The organism is Streptomyces sp. NPDC030296, assembly GCF_055572815.1.
The window spans coordinates 521092-536570 of record NZ_JBVICQ010000004.1 but is presented as its reverse complement, the minus strand read 5'-3'; the positions used below and the strand labels follow the sequence as shown (position 1 = coordinate 536570).

Sequence of the window (15479 nt, the reverse complement as noted above, 5' to 3'; positions counted from 1 at the left end):
GTGACAACGGGCTGCCGCAGGGCGACGCTTTCGGCCGCCCACCTGCCGAGTTGCACGTGATGGGCAGTCAACTGGCCGTGATGCAACGCCGGTTTCCGTTGTGACGGACACGACCGCGGGGAGGCGAGACGAACATGACGCTCCAGGGGACGCGGTCCCGTCGGGCGCTGTTCGCCACTGTGCGGGGCGGGCCGGGTTGGTGGCCCCGCACGGGCAGACCGTGCACCACTGGTGGAGCGGGGCCGGGCCCGGGGCCGTCTCCAACTCGGGCAGCCCGCCTGGATCACGGAGGCGACGGGGCTGCCGTGGCGGCGGACTTCCGCCCGCCTGACATCGCCGCCGGGGACGTCGGTGGCGCTGAATTTCGGCGGCATCCCCAACCTCGCGGCGCCCGACGGCACCGCCTTCGACACCGGGCCGGCCTGCGCGCTGATCGACGCGGCCGTGCGGGACGCCACGGGCGGGCGGCGTACGACGTGGACGGCACCCAGGCCGGGTTTCCCGGGCTGCCGGTGCGGGACGTCGTCGCGACCCTGACCCGGCTCACCGCCCCGGACCGTGGCCGGGGCCGCCCTCGCGGTGCGGGCGACCGAGGTGATCGCGTCGGGCGGCGGCGCCCGCGATCCGGTGCTGACGCGGCTGCGGGCCGCCGAGTTGGCGGGTGTCCCGTTGTGGGTCTCCGACGAGCTGGGGCTGCCGGGTGCGGGTCGGGTTCCCGCCGGGGCCGCCGGACGGCACGCGACCGCCGGTGCGGCTGGCAATCGGGCGGGGGCCTGGCGGCGCGCACCGGACCAATGCCCACTATCGGTAGGAACAGCGCCAAAGAGATCATCGTGTGGAAGTGCGCCAAGGGGTCGGAACGGCGCTCTGTGCGACCAATTCCGGTCCCCTCTCATCCGCTTTTCACTCCGGCCTCATACGGTGGCGTCATGACGCAGGTGACTCCTCCCGGCTGGTATCCCGATCCCGGCCAGACGAATGACGCGCCGCCCACCGAGCGCTGGTGGGACGGCAGGGCGTGGACGGACCAGGTCCGGCCCGCGGGCTCGGCCGGGACGTTCGGCCCTCCGGTCTTCCCGCCGGCCGCCGGGCCGTACCCGCCCGGCGCCGCACCGGCGTATCCCGGATACCCGGCGTACGGCGCCCCGGCGCCGAAGCGCGGGCTGCGCACGGGCATAGCCGTCACCGTGGCCGTCGCGGTCCTGGCGTGCATCGGGATCGGCGCGTACGCCCTGGTGGGCAGGGACGGCGGCGGTGACAGCAGCACGACGTCGCAGGGCTCCGGGGGGCAGGACGGCCGAGGCGGCGACGGCGGGCGGGACGGGGGCTCCGGCGGCCAGGGCGGGCCCGGCGGCTCGGGGGGTTCCGGTGGCTCCGGCGGGCAGTCGCCGGCGCCGGACGGCTCCGGGAGGCCGCCGCAGACCGAGGACGGGTACGCCACCGACTCGGCGAGCGGCATCAGCATCCCGGTGCCGGACGGCTGGATCACCTCTCCGCTGCCGGTCGGCGCGCAGGTGGTGACGGAGGCGTCGTACAAGTGCCCCGCCGACCCGTCGAAGACCTGCACGCGCGGTGGCGCGTACTCGATGCCGGCCAAGGAGCTGAACCTGAAGGCCACCACGGCGGAGGCGGCCGCCAAGGAGGACATCGCCCAGAACGCCGAGGACGCCTACGGCACCGAGGGCTACGGCAAGATCAGCTCGCACAAGGAGCTGGCCTCGAAGGCGGTGACCGTGGCCGGCGAGAAGGGCTATCTGGTCCGCTGGAAGGTGGCGACCAGCAAGGGCGACGACGGTTACGTCGAGTCGCTCGCGTTCCCGTCCCCGGCCGACTCCTCGCGACTCGTCGTGGTGCGCTTCGGCGTCGACGTCAGCGACGAGGCGCCCGAGCAGTCGGTGATCGACGACATCACCGAGGGCATCAAGAAGGCGGCGATCACCAGCGGCGGGGGCAACGGCCAGGACGTGTGAGTCGGCCGGGTGGGGTTCCTCTCCGCTCCAGAGGAACCCCACCCGGCCGAGGGGGTGCGCGCCGCCCCCGTCCCCACGGTGCGGCGCGATCGGGTCGCCGTCCGGTCATCGCTGAACGGCGGCCCGAGCATCAGGTGAGGCCGAGCGCGGGGAACACGGCCGCCTCCATGAATCTGAGGAGGTACGTCTCGTCCACGTCCCGCCCGTCCAGCACCGGGCGGGCCCGGAGCACTCCGAAGATCTGGGCGGGGACGAACTCCAGCGCGGGATGGCCGGCGGGGACCTCGCCCCGTGCGACACCGCGGTCGATCATCGCCTTGAGGGCGTCGATCTCCGGCTCGACGAGGGCGTGGCGCAGGGCGGCCCTCAGCTCCTCGTCCTGGACGACGGCCTGGCCGAGCGCCTGGTAGATCCGGCCTTCCAGGGCGAACCCCTCGCTCGCCTGCCGGGCCACCTCACACAGGTCACCGCGCAGGGACCCGGTGTCGATGCCGCCGAAGCGCACGCTCCGGCGGGCGCGCAGCGCCGCGGCCACGAACTGGGGCTTGTTCTTCCACTGCCGGTAGAGCGTGGACTTGCTGCAGCGGGTGCTCGCGGCGACACCCTCCATGGTCACCGAGTCGTAGCCGCACTCTCGGATCTGTTCGAGCACGGCGTCGAAGAACTCCCGCTCACGCTCGGGCGTGATCTTGGAGCGTCGCGAGGCGATGGCCGTGTCCGGCCCGTCCGCGGCCTGCGACGTCATGACTCTCGTCTCCTTCGGTCGGTTCACATCCCTGGGGCCTGCCGAGACGCCACTGTACCGGAACGCCAACGTATCGGTACAGCATCGTATCGATACCCCCTAGTTTCGGTACAGTTCCGTATCGGTACACTCGCGTATCGGAACTGCCCCGTATCGGAACAGCTCCGTATCGGAACAGCTCCGTATCGGTACGCGTTCGTGTCGTTCGTCGTGCCACCAGGGAACCAGCGCCACCAGCGCCGTCAGGGAAAGGGCCGGGGGATGGAATGCCGCACCGCGCCTCCAGAGCCGGCCGCCGCGACACCGCGGCCGCCCCTCGTCCGTGAGCTCCTGCTCGTCGCAGGTCTCTTCCTCCTCTACAAGTTCGGCCGGACGCTGACGAGCGGGCACACCGCCGAGGCCTTCCGCGACGCCGACCGCGTCTGGGAGTGGGAGCGCGCGCTCCGGCTGCCCGGCGAGGGGGCCGTGCAGTCGGCGCTGCTGCACGGCGACACGCCGGTCCACCTCGCGAACGTCTACTACGCGACCGTCCACTTCCCGGCCACCGCGGTGTTCCTGGTGTGGCTGTACCTGCGGCGCCCCGCGCACTACGTGTGGACCCGCCGGGTCCTCGCGGCCGTCACCGCCGCCGCCCTGCTGCTCCATCTGGCCTTCCCGCTGGCCCCGCCGCGGATGCTGGAGGCGGCCAGTCTCGTCGACACCGGGCAGGTGTACGGGCCGACGGTGTACTCGGCCGTCCCGGCGACCGATTCGCTGGCGAACCAGTTCGCGGCGATGCCCTCGCTCCACTTCGGCTGGGCCCTCATGGTCGCGATCGGGCTGATCGCCGCGACCCGCTCCCGGTGGCGTGGGCTCTGGCTGCTGCATCCGCTGGTCACGCTGCTGGTGATCGTCGGCACCGCGAACCACTACTGGCTGGACGCGATCGTGGCGGGCGGGCTGCTGGGCGTCGCCCTCGCCTTCGTCCGGGTCCCGCGCCGGACGGCCGCGACCGCCCGGCGGCCGGCGGGGCTCGCCCCCGTCGAGGAGCCCGCCCTGGTCGGAGCGGGCCGATGAACGCCACCCTCGTCGCCGTCGCCCTCTCCCTCGTCTCGGCCGTCGCCTACGCGGCGGCAGCCGTCGCCCAGGAGCGGCTCGCCGCCCGCGACGCCCGCACCGGGGTACGGCGGATGCTCGCCAGCGGCGCCTGGTGGAGTTCGGTCGCGCTCAACGCCGGGGCCGCGCTGCTGCACGTGGTCGCCCTGAAGTACGGGCCGCTCACCGTGGTCCAGCCCCTGGGCGCGCTCACTCTCGTGGCGGCCGTGCCGCTGGGGGCGCGGCTGGCCGGGCGGCGGGTCCGCGCGGTGGAGTGGCGCGGTACGGCGCTCACGCTGGTGGGGCTCGCGGCGATCCTGGTCACGGCGTCCGGTTCCGCTCCGGGCGACGTGCTGAGCGTGCCGGAGGCGGTCGCCGTGGCCGGGGCCACGGCCGCGCTCATCGGGCTGCTGTCCCGCCGCGGGACCCGGCCCGGACTGCGGCACGCGACCGCGTCCGGGGTGGCGTCGGGCGTCGCGTCCGCGCTGACCCAGACGGTCACGGTGGCCGCCACCGGCCCCTCGGGGGCGGTACTGAGCGTCGAGGTCGTCGTCGTGGCCCTCCTGGTCGCGGCCTTCGCCGTGGGCGGCCTGTTCCTCTCGCAGACGGCCTACCGGGGCGGCCTGGGCGCCCCGCTCGCGGTGGTGACCCTGACGAACCCGGTCGCCGCCGCGGTGATCGGCCTGTCCCTCCTCGGCGAGGGCCTGCGGGGTGGCGCGACGGGCGTACTCCTCGCCCTGGCCGGGGCGGTGGTGGCGGGCCGGGGCGTGGTCCTCCTGACCCGCGCCCCCCGCACCGCCCCGCACCCGGCCGACGAGACCCACCCGGTGGCCGCGGTCCTGTCCCTGGAGCCCCAGCCGGCGCCCGCGGAACCGTCACTGCTCCCCAAGCTGACCCCGCTCTGACCTGTCGGCGCGGGGGGACCGCGCGAACGCCCACGACGGCGCGCGGACACTCGACCGCGGTTCCCCCGCCCCTCTCAGGCCATCAGGCCCTCAGGCGCCGGCCTTCCGGCCCAGCGCCGGGTCGCTCACGCCCACCCGGCCGTTCTCGACGTGGCCCGCGAAGCGGCGGACGAAGCCGGGGGCCGCCGGCGTGGTCACCGTCAGGTCGTACCAGCGGTGGCTCGCCCGGAGGTCCACGACGCGCCGGACGGTGGCCCCGGCCCGGACCCTGACCGTAAGGCCCCGGCCGGCGCCGTACCCGCTGCGGATCCGCAGGCTCACCGCGGCGGAACCCCTGTTGGTGAAGGTCAGTTCCACGTCGCCGCCGACGTGCCGCGCGGTGACCTCCAGCCCCGCCGACGGGCCCGTGCCCGGCCCCGCGAAGACACGCAGGAAGCCGTTCGGTCCGTGCACGGTGAGGTCGTAGGAGCCGCCCGAGGCCGCCAGGTTCCATGTGTCGGAGAGGGTTTTGCCCGCCCCGGTGGTGTAGGTCCACGGTCCGTCCGTGCGGTTGCCGGAGGTGACGAGGAACGCGGCACCGGCCCTCGCGCCGGAGGCGAAGGTGAGCGTGAAGGTCCCGGCGGCCGGGTCGGCCGAACCGTCCACCCTGGGCGCGTACAGGAGCGGCCGGGCGGGCCGCAGGCCCCGCTCCTGCCTCGGCATGCTCGGGTCGGCCGGCACGGTCGGCCGGTAGTCGGGGTGCCGCTCGCGGTCCGGCGGCTCGTACGCGTCCGTGTCGGGCAGCGCGGCCGGCCGGCTGTCCTTGCGGGAGAAGTCGAACGCGGAGGTCAGGTCACCGCAGATGGCGCGCCGCCAGGGTGAGATGTTGGGCTCCCGCACCCCGAACCGGCGCTCCATGAACCGCACGATCGAGGTGTGGTCGAACGTCTCGGAGCACACGAAGCCGCCCTTGCTCCACGGCGACACCACCAGCATCGGCACCCGCGGCCCCAGCCCGTACGGCCCGGCGACGTGCGTCGCGCTCCCCGCGAAGAGGTCCAGGCCGACGTCGACGGTCGACCTGCCCTGCGCGGCCGAGCGCGGCGGCAGCGGCGGCACGACGTGGTCGAAGAACCCGTCGTTCTCGTCGTACGTGATGAACAGCGCGGTCCGCGCCCAGACGTCCGGGTCGGAGGTGAGCGCGTCGAGGACCTGGGAGATGTACCAGGCGCCGTAGTTCGAGGGCCAGTTGGAGTGCTCGGAGAACGCCTCGGGCGCCGCGATCCAGGAGATCTGCGGCAGCCGGCCCGCCTTCACGTCCGCCTTCAGCTGGTCGAAGTAGCCGTCGCCGGCCTTCACGTTCGTACCGGTGCGGGCCTTGTCGTACCAGGGGTCGCCGGGCTTGGCGTCGCGGTACTTGTTGAAGTAGAGCAGGGAGTTGTCGCCGTAGTTGCCGCGGTAGGCGTCGGCGATCCAGCCCCAGGAGCCGGCCGCGTCCAGGCCGTCGCCGATGTCCTGGTAGATCTTCCAGGAGATCCCGGCCGCTTCGAGGCGCTCGGGGTATGTCGTCCAGCCGTAACCGCGTTCGTCGTTGCCGAGGACGGGGCCGCCGCCGGTGCCGTCGTTGCCGGTGCAGCCGGACCACATGTAGTAGCGGTTCGGGTCGGTGGAGCCGATGAACGAGCAGTGGTACGCGTCGCAGACGGTGAAGGTGTCGGCGAGGGCGTAGTGGAAGGGGATGTCCTCGCGGGTCAGGTACGCCATCGTCGTGGTGCCCTTGGCGGGCACCCACCTGTCGTACTTGCCGCCGTTGTAGGCGGCGTGCCCGTCGGGCCAGCCGTGCGGCAGGCCCTCCAGGAACTGCATGCCGAGGTCGTCGGCCTCGGGGTGGAACGGCAGGACGTCCCTGGTGCCGTCCGACTGGTGCCACACCGTCTTCCCGTTGTCCAGCGTGACCGGGTGCGGGTCACCGAAGCCGCGTACGCCTCTCAGCGAGCCGAAGTAGTGGTCGAAGGACCGGTTCTCCTGCATGAGGACGACGATGTGCTCGACATCCTCGATGGTGCCGGAACGGTGGTGCGCGGGCAGTGCCGCGGCCCGCTGGATGCTGGCCGACAGAGCGGTGAACGCCGTGGTGGCGCCCGCTACCTGGAGGAATCGCCGCCGGTTGACTTCAGGCATGGGTGGATGACCTCTTGTCCTGACGTGGTGCGTCGGATGTGACCTGCGCGCCGGGGGTGCTGTGCGGGGCTCGCGAAGCGCCCCCGGGGAATGGTCCAAGAGGAACGAATGCCGGGGAAGGGTCCGTGGCGCGGATGTGACCGACCGGGGGCCGCGACGCGAACAGCGTCGGGCGTGGCGGAGGTTCGCCTCGCTGAAGGCGGGCGCCGCCGACGCGGGCGCGCCAGGTGACGCCCGCGTTGTTGACGAGGTCGTGCACCTGCACGTACAACTCCCGTAGCCAGGAGGGGAGTTCGGGCCAGTCCCGCTCGCTGGTGACGTCGAGGCGGCGGCAGTCGCCCTCCGGCCGCGCGTCGGTGGCGACGACCCGGGCGCCCTCCCTGGCCAGGGCCTCGGCCTCGGCGGCGCCCTGGCCGCGCGCGGCGCCGGTGACGACGACCACCTTCCCGGCGAGTCTCCCCAGAGCGTTCACGGCCGCTCCCGGGTGCGTCGGCGGGCGGGCGGCAGCGGCAGCGGATCGGCGCCGGGGACCACCGCGTTGCGACCGTGCCGATGCCCTCGACGGTGAGGGTGACGGTGTCGCCGGGCCTCAGCGGCGGTGGGGAGGGCCGCCCCGTACGCCCCACAGTTCCGCGAGGAAGCGGAAGCCGTAGCCGCCGCCGGGGGTGTCGATCTTCTCCGGCCGTGCCGTCGGCGCGGCCGGCGCCACCGGACTCGCGCTGTCCGCGCACCGGCGCCGCACGAGGAGCGTTCCTGCCCCGGGTCGCCCCGCCGGCCGACTGAGCGGTCGTCAAGGGCGCTGGGCTCGCCCCCTACGGCCTTGCCCGGTACGGCCCGCCGGATCGCCCGCTTTGTCATGCGGATGGCTATCAATCGCGGGGCCGTTGCTCCACGGTGGTGCCTCCTGTGCGTCCGACCGGCTCGGAGGGATCCAGCAGTGAGACGAAGGCGATTCGTGGCGGGGACGGTCGGCACTCTCGGAGGGCTCACCCTCGGCTCGTCCCCGGCCCCAGCCCGGCGGGCCGCCGTGGTGCCGCCCCCCGCCGAGGGCTGGCAGGCCGTACCGGCCCCTGGCAGCACTCCCGCCGCGCAGCTGCGCCGTATCGCCGTCGCCGGGCCCCGGCTGGCGTGGGCCGTGGGTGAGGAGAACCTCTCCGGACCGGACGGGCAGCGGGGGCTGGCCATGGTGTGGAACGGCACCGCCTGGACGAAGACCGACCTGTCCCATCTCGCCCTCAGGCGGTTGTGGGACGCCTCCGGTGTCGGCAGGACCTCGGCCTGGTGCGTGGGCGAGCCGACCGGGAACGGCAGCCCCCTGCTGCGCTGGGACGGAACCACCTTGCGCGAAGCCGCGTTCCCCGGCCGGGGCGAGCCGGACGTCCGGTTCACCTCGGTGGCGGTCGGCCCGGATCGGCAGGTGTGGGTCTGCGGCACCCGGGGCGGCGCCCTCCGGCTGCTGACCGGGAAGGGGGGACGCTGGCGTTGGCTGGACCCGCTGCCCGTCGAGAGTGCCAACCTCTACCGGGTCGTCGTGCGCCGGCCGGGCGAGGTCTGGGTGAGCGGTGATCAGTCGAACGGCGGGGGCTGGTCCGGCCTCGTGGCCCGGTGGGACGGAGCATGGACGGTCCTGCCCGCCATCGCGGGCCTGCGCCTGGGCATCGCCGACGTCCACGCGGCGGGACCGGACGACGTGTGGGCGGTGGGCACCGAGGCGGGTGTCGGCGGACCACCGGGACGACCGGGCAACCCCGCCCTGGCCCACTGGGACGGCAAGGCCTGGACCCGGCTGGAGGCGGGCTTCACCCTCGGATCGTTGAGCGGGATCGCCGGCGACGCGCGGGGCCGCGCCGCGTGGATCTCGGGCTGGAACTTCCGTGACCAGAGCAGCAGTACGTACCTGCGCCGGGACGGCGACGCCTGGGCCGTCGTCCGGGGCCCGGCCGGCGCGGCGACGGCGCCGTACCTCAATGACGTGGCGCGCGTCCCGGGCACCACCGGCTTCTGGTCGGTCGGCATGACGAGCCCCAGCCCCTACCCACCGACCGAGGCCTACACCGAACGCCTCCTCCTCTGAGGCGAACCGAAGCGCGAGCCGCAACGACCGGCGGGTCTCGGCTGTCGGCGGGCCTCGGCTGTCGACGGGAAGCGGAGGGGGCGGAGGGGCCCGCACCCTTTCCCGACGGTTCCCGGAGTCAGCCGCTGATCAGGACCTTCAGGCTCACGCGGTCGGCCATGGCCTGGTAGTCGGCCGGGTACGCCGTCGGCGGGGCCCCCGGTCAGACGGATGTTGTGGCGGAAATGGCTGCCGAAACCGATGGGCGCCTCCTCGTACTGGGGCACGCCGACCCGGCTGATGACTCCGCCGGGGGCGGACTCCGCCGATGGCCTGCTCGTGGGCGGGCAGATTGCCGACGCACTCAAGGGCGACGTGCGTGCCGTGCCCACCAGTCAACTCCCGCCCGCGCGATGCCTTCCTCACCGCGGGCGGAGACGATGTCGGTGGCACCGAACTCCCGGCCGAGGTCGGTGCGTGCCCGGTGGCGGCCCATGAGGATGATCTGCTCGGCGCCGAGCCGCTTGGCCGACAGCACCGGCAGCAGGCCGACGGCGCCGTCGCCGACCACGGTGACGCGGGTGCGCTCGTTGACGCCGCCCGCGACGACCTCGTGGTGGCCGGTGCCGAGGACGTCGGAGAGCGTCAGCAGGGACGGGACGAGCGCGGAGTCGGGGGCGAGGGGCAGCTTGACGAGGGTGCCGTCGGCGAGCGGGACGCGCACGGCCTCGGCGTGGCCGCCCTCGCCCGCCTCGCCGTCCCAGAAGTCGGCCTGGGGGTGGGCGCTGGAGGTGTGCGGGCCCTCACGGCAGAAGGCGCAGGTGTCGTCGGAGATCGCGAACGGGGCGACGACCGGGTCGCCGCGGCGGACGGTGGTCACCTCCGAGCCGGTGTCCTCGACGACACCTATGAACTCGTGCCCCACCCGGGTGGGCCCGTCCTCGGGCTTCATCGAGCCGTACGGCCACAGGGTCGCTGATCTCCGACTCCTCAGGCGGGTATCCCGATCACCACCTGACCAGCCCTTTCCCAACTCCGACACAGATCCGGGTGCATGAGCCGACCGGTCCGAACCGAGGTATGAGACGGCCCTTGCGCGAGTCCGGGCGTCTGGTCCGATCGGCACCATGCTTGTCCGACTGACGGGCACGCCCCCTCACCGGACGAGGACCCGCTCCCCGGAACGCGGCACGACGGCGGTCCAGCCCAAAGGCCGGTCGATGCGGTCGCGCAGCGCCTCGGCCGCGTCGGGCTCTCCGTGCACCAGGTACGTCGCCTGCGGGGCCTCGGCGCGCGCAGCCAGTCGATGATCTGAGCGGCGTCGGCGTGGGCCGAGAAGTGCGGTACGTCGGCGACAGTGGCGCGCACCGGGACGTACTCGCCGAACATCTTCAGCGCCTTGGCACCGTCGACCAGGTCACGGGCGCGGGTGCCCTGTGCCGCGAAGCCCACTACGACGACGGCGTTGCGCGGTCGGGCAGCAGGCGCCGCAGGTGGTGCGGGACGCGCTCTGGCGGCTTCGTGGCAGAAGCGGTGGGAAGGAGTTGAGGGGGACGCGGCAAAGCGTTCTGGGCGCGCACCGCACCATCGTGATCCGCGAGATGCAGATGGGTCCTCCCCGCCCTGCCATGCCCTCGCCTTGTCGATCACGTCGTGCGCCACTGCGCCTGCGGTGCCGGACCCCTCAGCTGTGGACTGACGTGTGTCGGTCGGTCGGCTCAGGTCGGTGCGGTGCGCAGGTCGACGGCGGCCTGTGCGCACGACGGCGCAGCAGGCGGACGGCGAGCGCATCAAGGCTCGCAGTGAGAACCATCGTCACGGCTGTCGCCGTGACCAGCAGAACCGCAAACCGCTCCCAGAACTCCGGCGTGAGACTCGTACCCACTGCCCTCACTCCCCCTTCGTGTCGGCGTCCTTCTCCTTACTTCCAGCCAACTCCGGTACAGCTGACGGCGCATGAGCCGTCCGGTCCGAAACAGAAGCCATGAACGGCCCTTGCGCGGACCGGCACGGCCTGGTCCGACCTGCCCACGGTGTGGGGGGAACGGCTCAGGGCTGCGTCCCCTCCCTCCCCTGATCGCGCCTCCAGCCTGCGGGGACACGGCAGCCGCCATGCCATGGGTCCAAAGGCCCCGCTACGGGTCCGCGCGGTCTTTGCTGCGGGGGCGCTCGGCCTTGTGGCAAGGACCTGGAGGACCTGTCACCGCCCTGCGCCCGGGCGCAGTCTGGGCATGCAAAGGGAGCATCGGGGAGGGGAGAGATCATGGCGACCGTCATCTTCGACAAGGCCACACGGAGATTCCCGGGGATGGACCACCCGGCCGTCGACGCGTTTGATCTGGAGATCGCCGACGGCGAGTTCATGGTGCTGGTGGGGCCCTCCGGCTGCGGGAAGTCCACAGCGTTGCGCATGCTCGCCGGGCTGGAGGACGTCGACTCCGGAGCCATCCGCATCGGCGACCGGGACGTGACCCACCTGCCGCCCAAGGACCGTGACATCGCGATGGTGTTCCAGAACTACGCTCTCTACCCGCACATGACGACGGCGGACAACATGGGCTTCGCCCTGAAGATCGCCAAGAAGCACAAGGACGACATCCATCGCCGTGTCACGGAGGCGGCCGGCGTCCTCGGCCTCGGCGACTACCTGGGCCGCAAGCCCAAGTCGCTCTCCGGCGGCCAGCGCCAGAGGGTTGCGATGGGGCGGGCCATCGTCCGCGAGCCACAGGTGTTCCTCATGGACGAGCCGCTGTCCAACCTGGACGCCAAGCTGCGCGTACAGACCCGGACACAGATCGCCTCGCTGCAACGGCGGCTCGGCACGACGACGGTGTACGTCACCCACGACCAGGTGGAGGCCCTGACCATGGGCGACCGCGTGGCGGTGATGAAGGACGGCGTGCTCCAGCAGGTGGGGACGCCGAAGGAGGTCTTCCAGCGCCCCGCCAACGCCTTCGTGGGCGGTTTCCTCGGCTCGCCCGCGATGAACCTCTTCCGCCTACCCCTCACCACGGACGGTACCGAGCTGGGCGGCCTGATCGTGCCCGTGCCGCGAACCGCCCGCGAGGAGGACGCCACGGAGATCCTGCTGGGTGTGCGGCCCGAGCAGTTCGAGATCCTCTCGCCCGAGGACCTGGAGACTCCGGCACTGGATCTCGTGGCCGACGCGGTCGAGGACACCGGTGCCGTCGCCTACGTCCACGCGACCGCCAAGGCCGGGCAGGAAGCCGTCCCGGTGGTAGTCCGTCTCCCCGGACGGCCGGTTCACGGCAAGGGGGAGCAGCTGCGCGTCGCCGTCCGTCCGGAGGCCGTCCACCTCTTCTCGGCCCGGACAGAACTGCGGCTGCCGGCCGACGGGAGCTGAGGCACCACTGCCCACCGGTGGGGCCGGACGCCCCCTGCCAGGCCCGGGCGGCCCGTGGTGATCCCGCGCCCGCCCGCGCAAAGGCTGCGTTGAGAAGCCTCAGGGGCGGACCGAGGGGAACAGGACCGACAGGAGCATGACCGCCGTGCTCGACAGGAACGGGAACAGTCTCGACGCCCGCCAAGGCCGGCGCGTGACACCGCGGCTCTGGTCGGCAGCCCGGCCAGTGGTGGACATGCCTGCGGGGCCCCACCGCCCATTGAGCTGCTCACCATTGAGTTCGATCCACCCGGCAGAGAGGCGAAGTGCGCGGCCGGTCCTGCCTCCGACGGTGCACCTGTGGTGCGGCTTAGCGCGCGATGGCGCTCAGATGTGCCGCACAGGGATGGTCCTGGTGCGCTCTTTCGCCTCCTGCGCCAGGACCGTGGTGATCGGGACTCCTTCCTTGTACTCCGCAGTCGCCTCGTCTCTCCCCTGGCCGACGGATACCTGAGCGGCCGTCGACGCAAAGCCGCCTTGCCGACCAGGCGCACCACACCCGGTGGCCCGCCGTCACCGGCGGACGGTCAGTGGCACCGTGTCCTCGATCACCGCCCGGCCGTCGTCCGGTGACTCCCAGTACGCCGTGAGCGTGCCGACGCCCGAGCGGGCCGCCTTGTAGGGGATCGTCACGTCGAAACGTGCCGCGGGTCCCGGTACCGGAGGTGGCTGTGACGTAGACGTCGGCCGCGGTGCGCCCAGTGACGTCGGTGATCTTCAGCTTGAGCGTCGCCTCGAACGTGTTGGCGCTGCCCCAGACCCGGACCGGGGTGCGGATGCTGTCGCCGATCAGAGGCGACTCCACGAGGAAGAGCGGTACCAGGTCCTCGGGGCGGGCGAGACCTTCTCCCCGTGCAGGAAGTACACCGACGTACGCACCTTGGATACGCCGCCGGACGTCACCGGCGGCGCCGGTGTATCGGGCTCGGTCGGGCTACCGGAGGTGGTGGGCGTGGCGGACGCGCCCTGACCGGGGGTGGCGCTCTCGTTCCCGGTCGTCTTTCCGGTGGTGCCCCCGGCGCTCGGTGTGCTCAGCCGGTCGCCTCCGGCGGACGTGCCCGGGGAGCCGGTGTCGCTGCCGCATGCCGTCGCCAGGGACGAGACCAGTTCGACAGCCGTGGCCAGCACCATCGGCCGGCTCAGCCGGTGGTGCGTTCACCTGGTGGGAAGTTCGGTGTTCATGGCAGCCTCCTCCACACCTTCCAGCCAACGCCTCCGGCGGAGCCGCCCCAAGTGCCGTACGGGCCCACGTAGCTGGGCCTTCTGTACTCATTCCGGGCCGTTCGGCGGCATATGAGGCCGCATCAGGCAGGCGGCCGACCGCACCAACAGACGCGGCCGTGGCTGCCACCCGTGGACGCGCCCGTGGCTACCCCCGTCAGCTCCGGCCCGGGACGGCACCGAGGAACGGCCCGATCCATCTAGGGTCTGTCGTTTGGATCATGCCAAGCCCCGCGACCCAGGCATGATCCAAACGACAGGCCCTAGTGGCGGTGCATGGTCTCCAATGCCTCTTTCAGCACGTGCGGGTCGTGGTGCCCCTTGTAGACCTCGGGCGGCCGCCGGTCGAGGCCGAGCAGTTCGGCGACCGCCGTCCACGCGGTGCGCACGGAGTACTCGACGGTGAACACCACGTCGTCCGGCACCTCGGCGAACTGCCCGATGAACGCGAGATTCACCGACCCCCGGGGCACCACCCGGGGTCGGTCCCCGTGTCGGCGGACCAGGAACTGGCTGGTGATGTAGGGCATCAGGCACGGTACGACGGTCGAGCCCGCCAGGACACGTTGCGTCATTTCCTCGTCGAAGTGCAGGTGGTGGAGTACCTCTTCGAGGATCTCGCGACCGGAGCACTCGGTCATCGGCTTGCCTGCGTGGTTGCCGGGCCGGTCGGGGAAGAGCCCATAGCCCCACCACACCGACACGCCCTCGGGCTGGTCCCGGTAGACGGGCTGGCGGTTGACAACAATCGTGAGCAGCCAGTTGGAGGCGGTGAAGGTCATCAGCCCGGCCCTGCCCGTCTCTCGCCCGCTGAACTTCTCGATCGCGTCGAGAAACGCCGGGTCCTGGGCGGTGACCGTGAAGGACTCCCACCTGGATTCCGGGATGTTCTTGTCGAAGACGTCGGGGTCGCCGAAGTCGTCCCTGCCTCGGGACAGGCGGTGCCACAGCAGCCAGGCGTCGGAGCGGCGTGCGCCGCGGGGGTCGGGTGCCTCGGTGTGGGAGCCGGGGCAGGAGGCGTCCGTCATCGAGCCGTTGGTGACCAGGACGAGGTCCTCGGGGGCGACCTGGATCGCGACGTCGTGCCCGTCTCGGAACAGCAGGATCCGCTCGACCGTCGTACGCGGCCCCGGCGCGAACACGAGGTCTCGTACCCGGCAGCCGGTATGGATGGTCACGCCCCGCTCGGCCAGCCAGGCCCGCAGGGGGCGGACGATGGAGTCGTACTGGTTGTAGCGAGTGCGGTGGATCCCCGACATGGTGGCGAACTCGGGGAACAGATGAATGAACCGCTTGAGGTAGCGGCGGAACTCGATCGCGCTGTGCCACGGCTGGAAGGCGAACGTGGTGCACCACATGTACCAGAAGTTCGTGGTGAAGAAGTGGTCCGTGAAGCAGTCGGTGATGCGTTTGCCGTCCAACCGCCCCTCGGGCGTGGCCAGGCACCGCATCAGGTCCAGCCGGTCGCGCTCGGAGAACCCCATCGAGGTCACGTCGACGATCTTTCCGTCCCCGTCGACGAGGCGTGAGATGTCGTCCCAGGCGAACGTCTCGTGCCCGGCGAGGATCTCCTGCGTGACCGACACCGACGGATCGTCGAGGGAGGGGATGGCGGACAGCAGGTCGTAGGTGCAGCGGAACTCGGCCTCGAACATCCGGCCGCCTCGCATGGAGTAGCCGGTCTCGGGAGTGCCGCCCGCGTCCAGACTGCCGCCGACCCTCTCCTGCTCCTCGAAGAGGTGGATGTCCGCCTCGTCGAAGCCGCCGTCACGGATCAGGAACGCCGCCGCTGCCAGCGCCGCGATGCCGCTGCCCACCAGATATGCCTTCGCCATCACTGCTCCTCGTTCTCGGTACTCTCCCGCCCGGCCTGGGCCCGGCAACCGGTGTGCTCACGGTTTCTCGCGGGGCCCGGTCGGCATCAGGGGCCTTTGGGCACCGGGGCCGG

Annotated in this window: 13 protein-coding genes and 3 pseudogenes; 6 read left to right on the top strand and 10 right to left on the bottom strand. The window is 72.3% G+C overall.

The features are described from left to right. Positions 1 to 231: 231 nt before the first annotated feature. Together ACZ4Z3_RS14310 and ACZ4Z3_RS14305 are read left to right on the top strand one after the other, a co-directional pair. Positions 232 to 537, top strand: coding sequence for an anhydro-N-acetylmuramic acid kinase (locus ACZ4Z3_RS14310; RefSeq protein WP_468501224.1), 306 nt, complete (start codon positions 232 to 234; stop codon positions 535 to 537). Positions 538 to 929: 392 nt separating this feature from the next. Beyond that, positions 930 to 1970: a DUF2510 domain-containing protein gene (locus ACZ4Z3_RS14305; protein ID WP_468501223.1), complete on the top strand. Its 1041-nt coding sequence runs from the start codon at positions 930 to 932 to the stop codon at positions 1968 to 1970. 130 nt (positions 1971 to 2100) lie between these two features. Here the strand turns inward: ACZ4Z3_RS14305 and ACZ4Z3_RS14300 are convergent, their stop codons facing one another. Then, positions 2101 to 2715, bottom strand: coding sequence for a TetR/AcrR family transcriptional regulator (locus ACZ4Z3_RS14300; protein WP_468501222.1), 615 nt, complete (start codon positions 2713 to 2715; stop codon positions 2101 to 2103). 261 nt (positions 2716 to 2976) lie between these two features. Between ACZ4Z3_RS14300 and ACZ4Z3_RS14295 the strand changes: the two genes are divergently transcribed. After that, positions 2977 to 3771, top strand: coding sequence for a phosphatase PAP2 family protein (locus ACZ4Z3_RS14295; RefSeq protein ID WP_468501221.1), 795 nt, complete (start codon positions 2977 to 2979; stop codon positions 3769 to 3771). Beyond that, positions 3768 to 4694: a DMT family protein gene (locus tag ACZ4Z3_RS14290; protein WP_468501220.1), complete on the top strand. Its 927-nt coding sequence runs from the start codon at positions 3768 to 3770 to the stop codon at positions 4692 to 4694. Before ACZ4Z3_RS14295 ends, ACZ4Z3_RS14290 begins: the two co-directional genes overlap by 4 nt. Before the next feature lie 90 nt (positions 4695 to 4784). Here ACZ4Z3_RS14290 and ACZ4Z3_RS14285 read toward each other — a convergent pair whose 3' ends face one another. The 3 genes and pseudogenes from ACZ4Z3_RS14285 to ACZ4Z3_RS14275 form a co-directional block, all read right to left on the bottom strand. Further along, positions 4785 to 6854 (bottom strand): phosphocholine-specific phospholipase C, encoded by a 2070-nt coding sequence (locus ACZ4Z3_RS14285; protein ID WP_468501219.1) that lies wholly within the window; start codon positions 6852 to 6854, stop codon positions 4785 to 4787. Positions 6855 to 7053: 199 nt separating this feature from the next. After that, positions 7054 to 7317 (bottom strand): annotated as a pseudogene (locus tag ACZ4Z3_RS14280) (SDR family NAD(P)-dependent oxidoreductase); the annotation flags it as partial. 126 nt (positions 7318 to 7443) lie between these two features. After that, positions 7444 to 7596 carry a hypothetical protein gene (locus ACZ4Z3_RS14275; protein ID WP_468501218.1) on the bottom strand — a complete coding sequence of 51 codons (153 nt, stop codon included), beginning with the start codon at positions 7594 to 7596 and terminating at the stop codon, positions 7444 to 7446. Positions 7597 to 7791: 195 nt separating this feature from the next. Here ACZ4Z3_RS14275 and ACZ4Z3_RS14270 point away from each other — a divergent pair, with 195 nt between their 5' ends. Next, on the top strand, positions 7792 to 8928 hold the full coding sequence (locus tag ACZ4Z3_RS14270) for a hypothetical protein (protein WP_468501217.1): 1137 nt from the start codon (positions 7792 to 7794) through the stop codon (positions 8926 to 8928). A 343-nt stretch (positions 8929 to 9271) separates the two neighbouring features. On the opposite strand, the gene ACZ4Z3_RS14265 is transcribed toward ACZ4Z3_RS14270, so the two are convergent. From ACZ4Z3_RS14265 to ACZ4Z3_RS14255, 3 genes and pseudogenes are all read right to left on the bottom strand, one after another. Beyond that, the gene (locus ACZ4Z3_RS14265; protein ID WP_468501216.1) at positions 9272 to 9859 is read right to left on the bottom strand and encodes an alcohol dehydrogenase catalytic domain-containing protein; all 588 of its coding nucleotides are present in this window, start codon (positions 9857 to 9859) and stop codon (positions 9272 to 9274) included. 204 nt (positions 9860 to 10063) lie between these two features. Beyond that, positions 10064 to 10171 carry an MBL fold metallo-hydrolase RNA specificity domain-containing protein gene (locus tag ACZ4Z3_RS14260; RefSeq protein WP_468501215.1) on the bottom strand — a complete coding sequence of 36 codons (108 nt, stop codon included), beginning with the start codon at positions 10169 to 10171 and terminating at the stop codon, positions 10064 to 10066. A gap of 62 nt (positions 10172 to 10233) precedes the next feature. After that, positions 10234 to 10296, bottom strand: a pseudogene (locus ACZ4Z3_RS14255) (hypothetical protein); the annotation flags it as partial. 874 nt (positions 10297 to 11170) lie between these two features. On the opposite strand from ACZ4Z3_RS14255, the gene ACZ4Z3_RS14250 reads away from it, so the two are divergent. Then, positions 11171 to 12271 (top strand): ABC transporter ATP-binding protein, encoded by a 1101-nt coding sequence (locus ACZ4Z3_RS14250; RefSeq protein WP_468501214.1) that lies wholly within the window; start codon positions 11171 to 11173, stop codon positions 12269 to 12271. Positions 12272 to 13004: 733 nt separating this feature from the next. Here the strand turns inward: ACZ4Z3_RS14250 and ACZ4Z3_RS14245 are convergent. From ACZ4Z3_RS14245 to ACZ4Z3_RS14235, 3 genes and pseudogenes are all read right to left on the bottom strand, one after another. Continuing rightward, positions 13005 to 13115: pseudogene (locus ACZ4Z3_RS14245) on the bottom strand (Gmad2 immunoglobulin-like domain-containing protein); the annotation flags it as partial. Continuing rightward, positions 13100 to 13441, bottom strand: a complete 342-nt coding sequence (locus ACZ4Z3_RS14240) for a hypothetical protein (RefSeq protein ID WP_468501213.1) — start codon at positions 13439 to 13441, stop codon at positions 13100 to 13102. The gene ACZ4Z3_RS14240 and the pseudogene ACZ4Z3_RS14245, both read right to left, overlap by 16 nt. A 353-nt stretch (positions 13442 to 13794) precedes the next feature. After that, positions 13795 to 15366 (bottom strand): oleate hydratase, encoded by a 1572-nt coding sequence (locus ACZ4Z3_RS14235; protein ID WP_468501212.1) that lies wholly within the window; start codon positions 15364 to 15366, stop codon positions 13795 to 13797. Between the last annotated feature and the right edge of the window lie 113 nt (positions 15367 to 15479).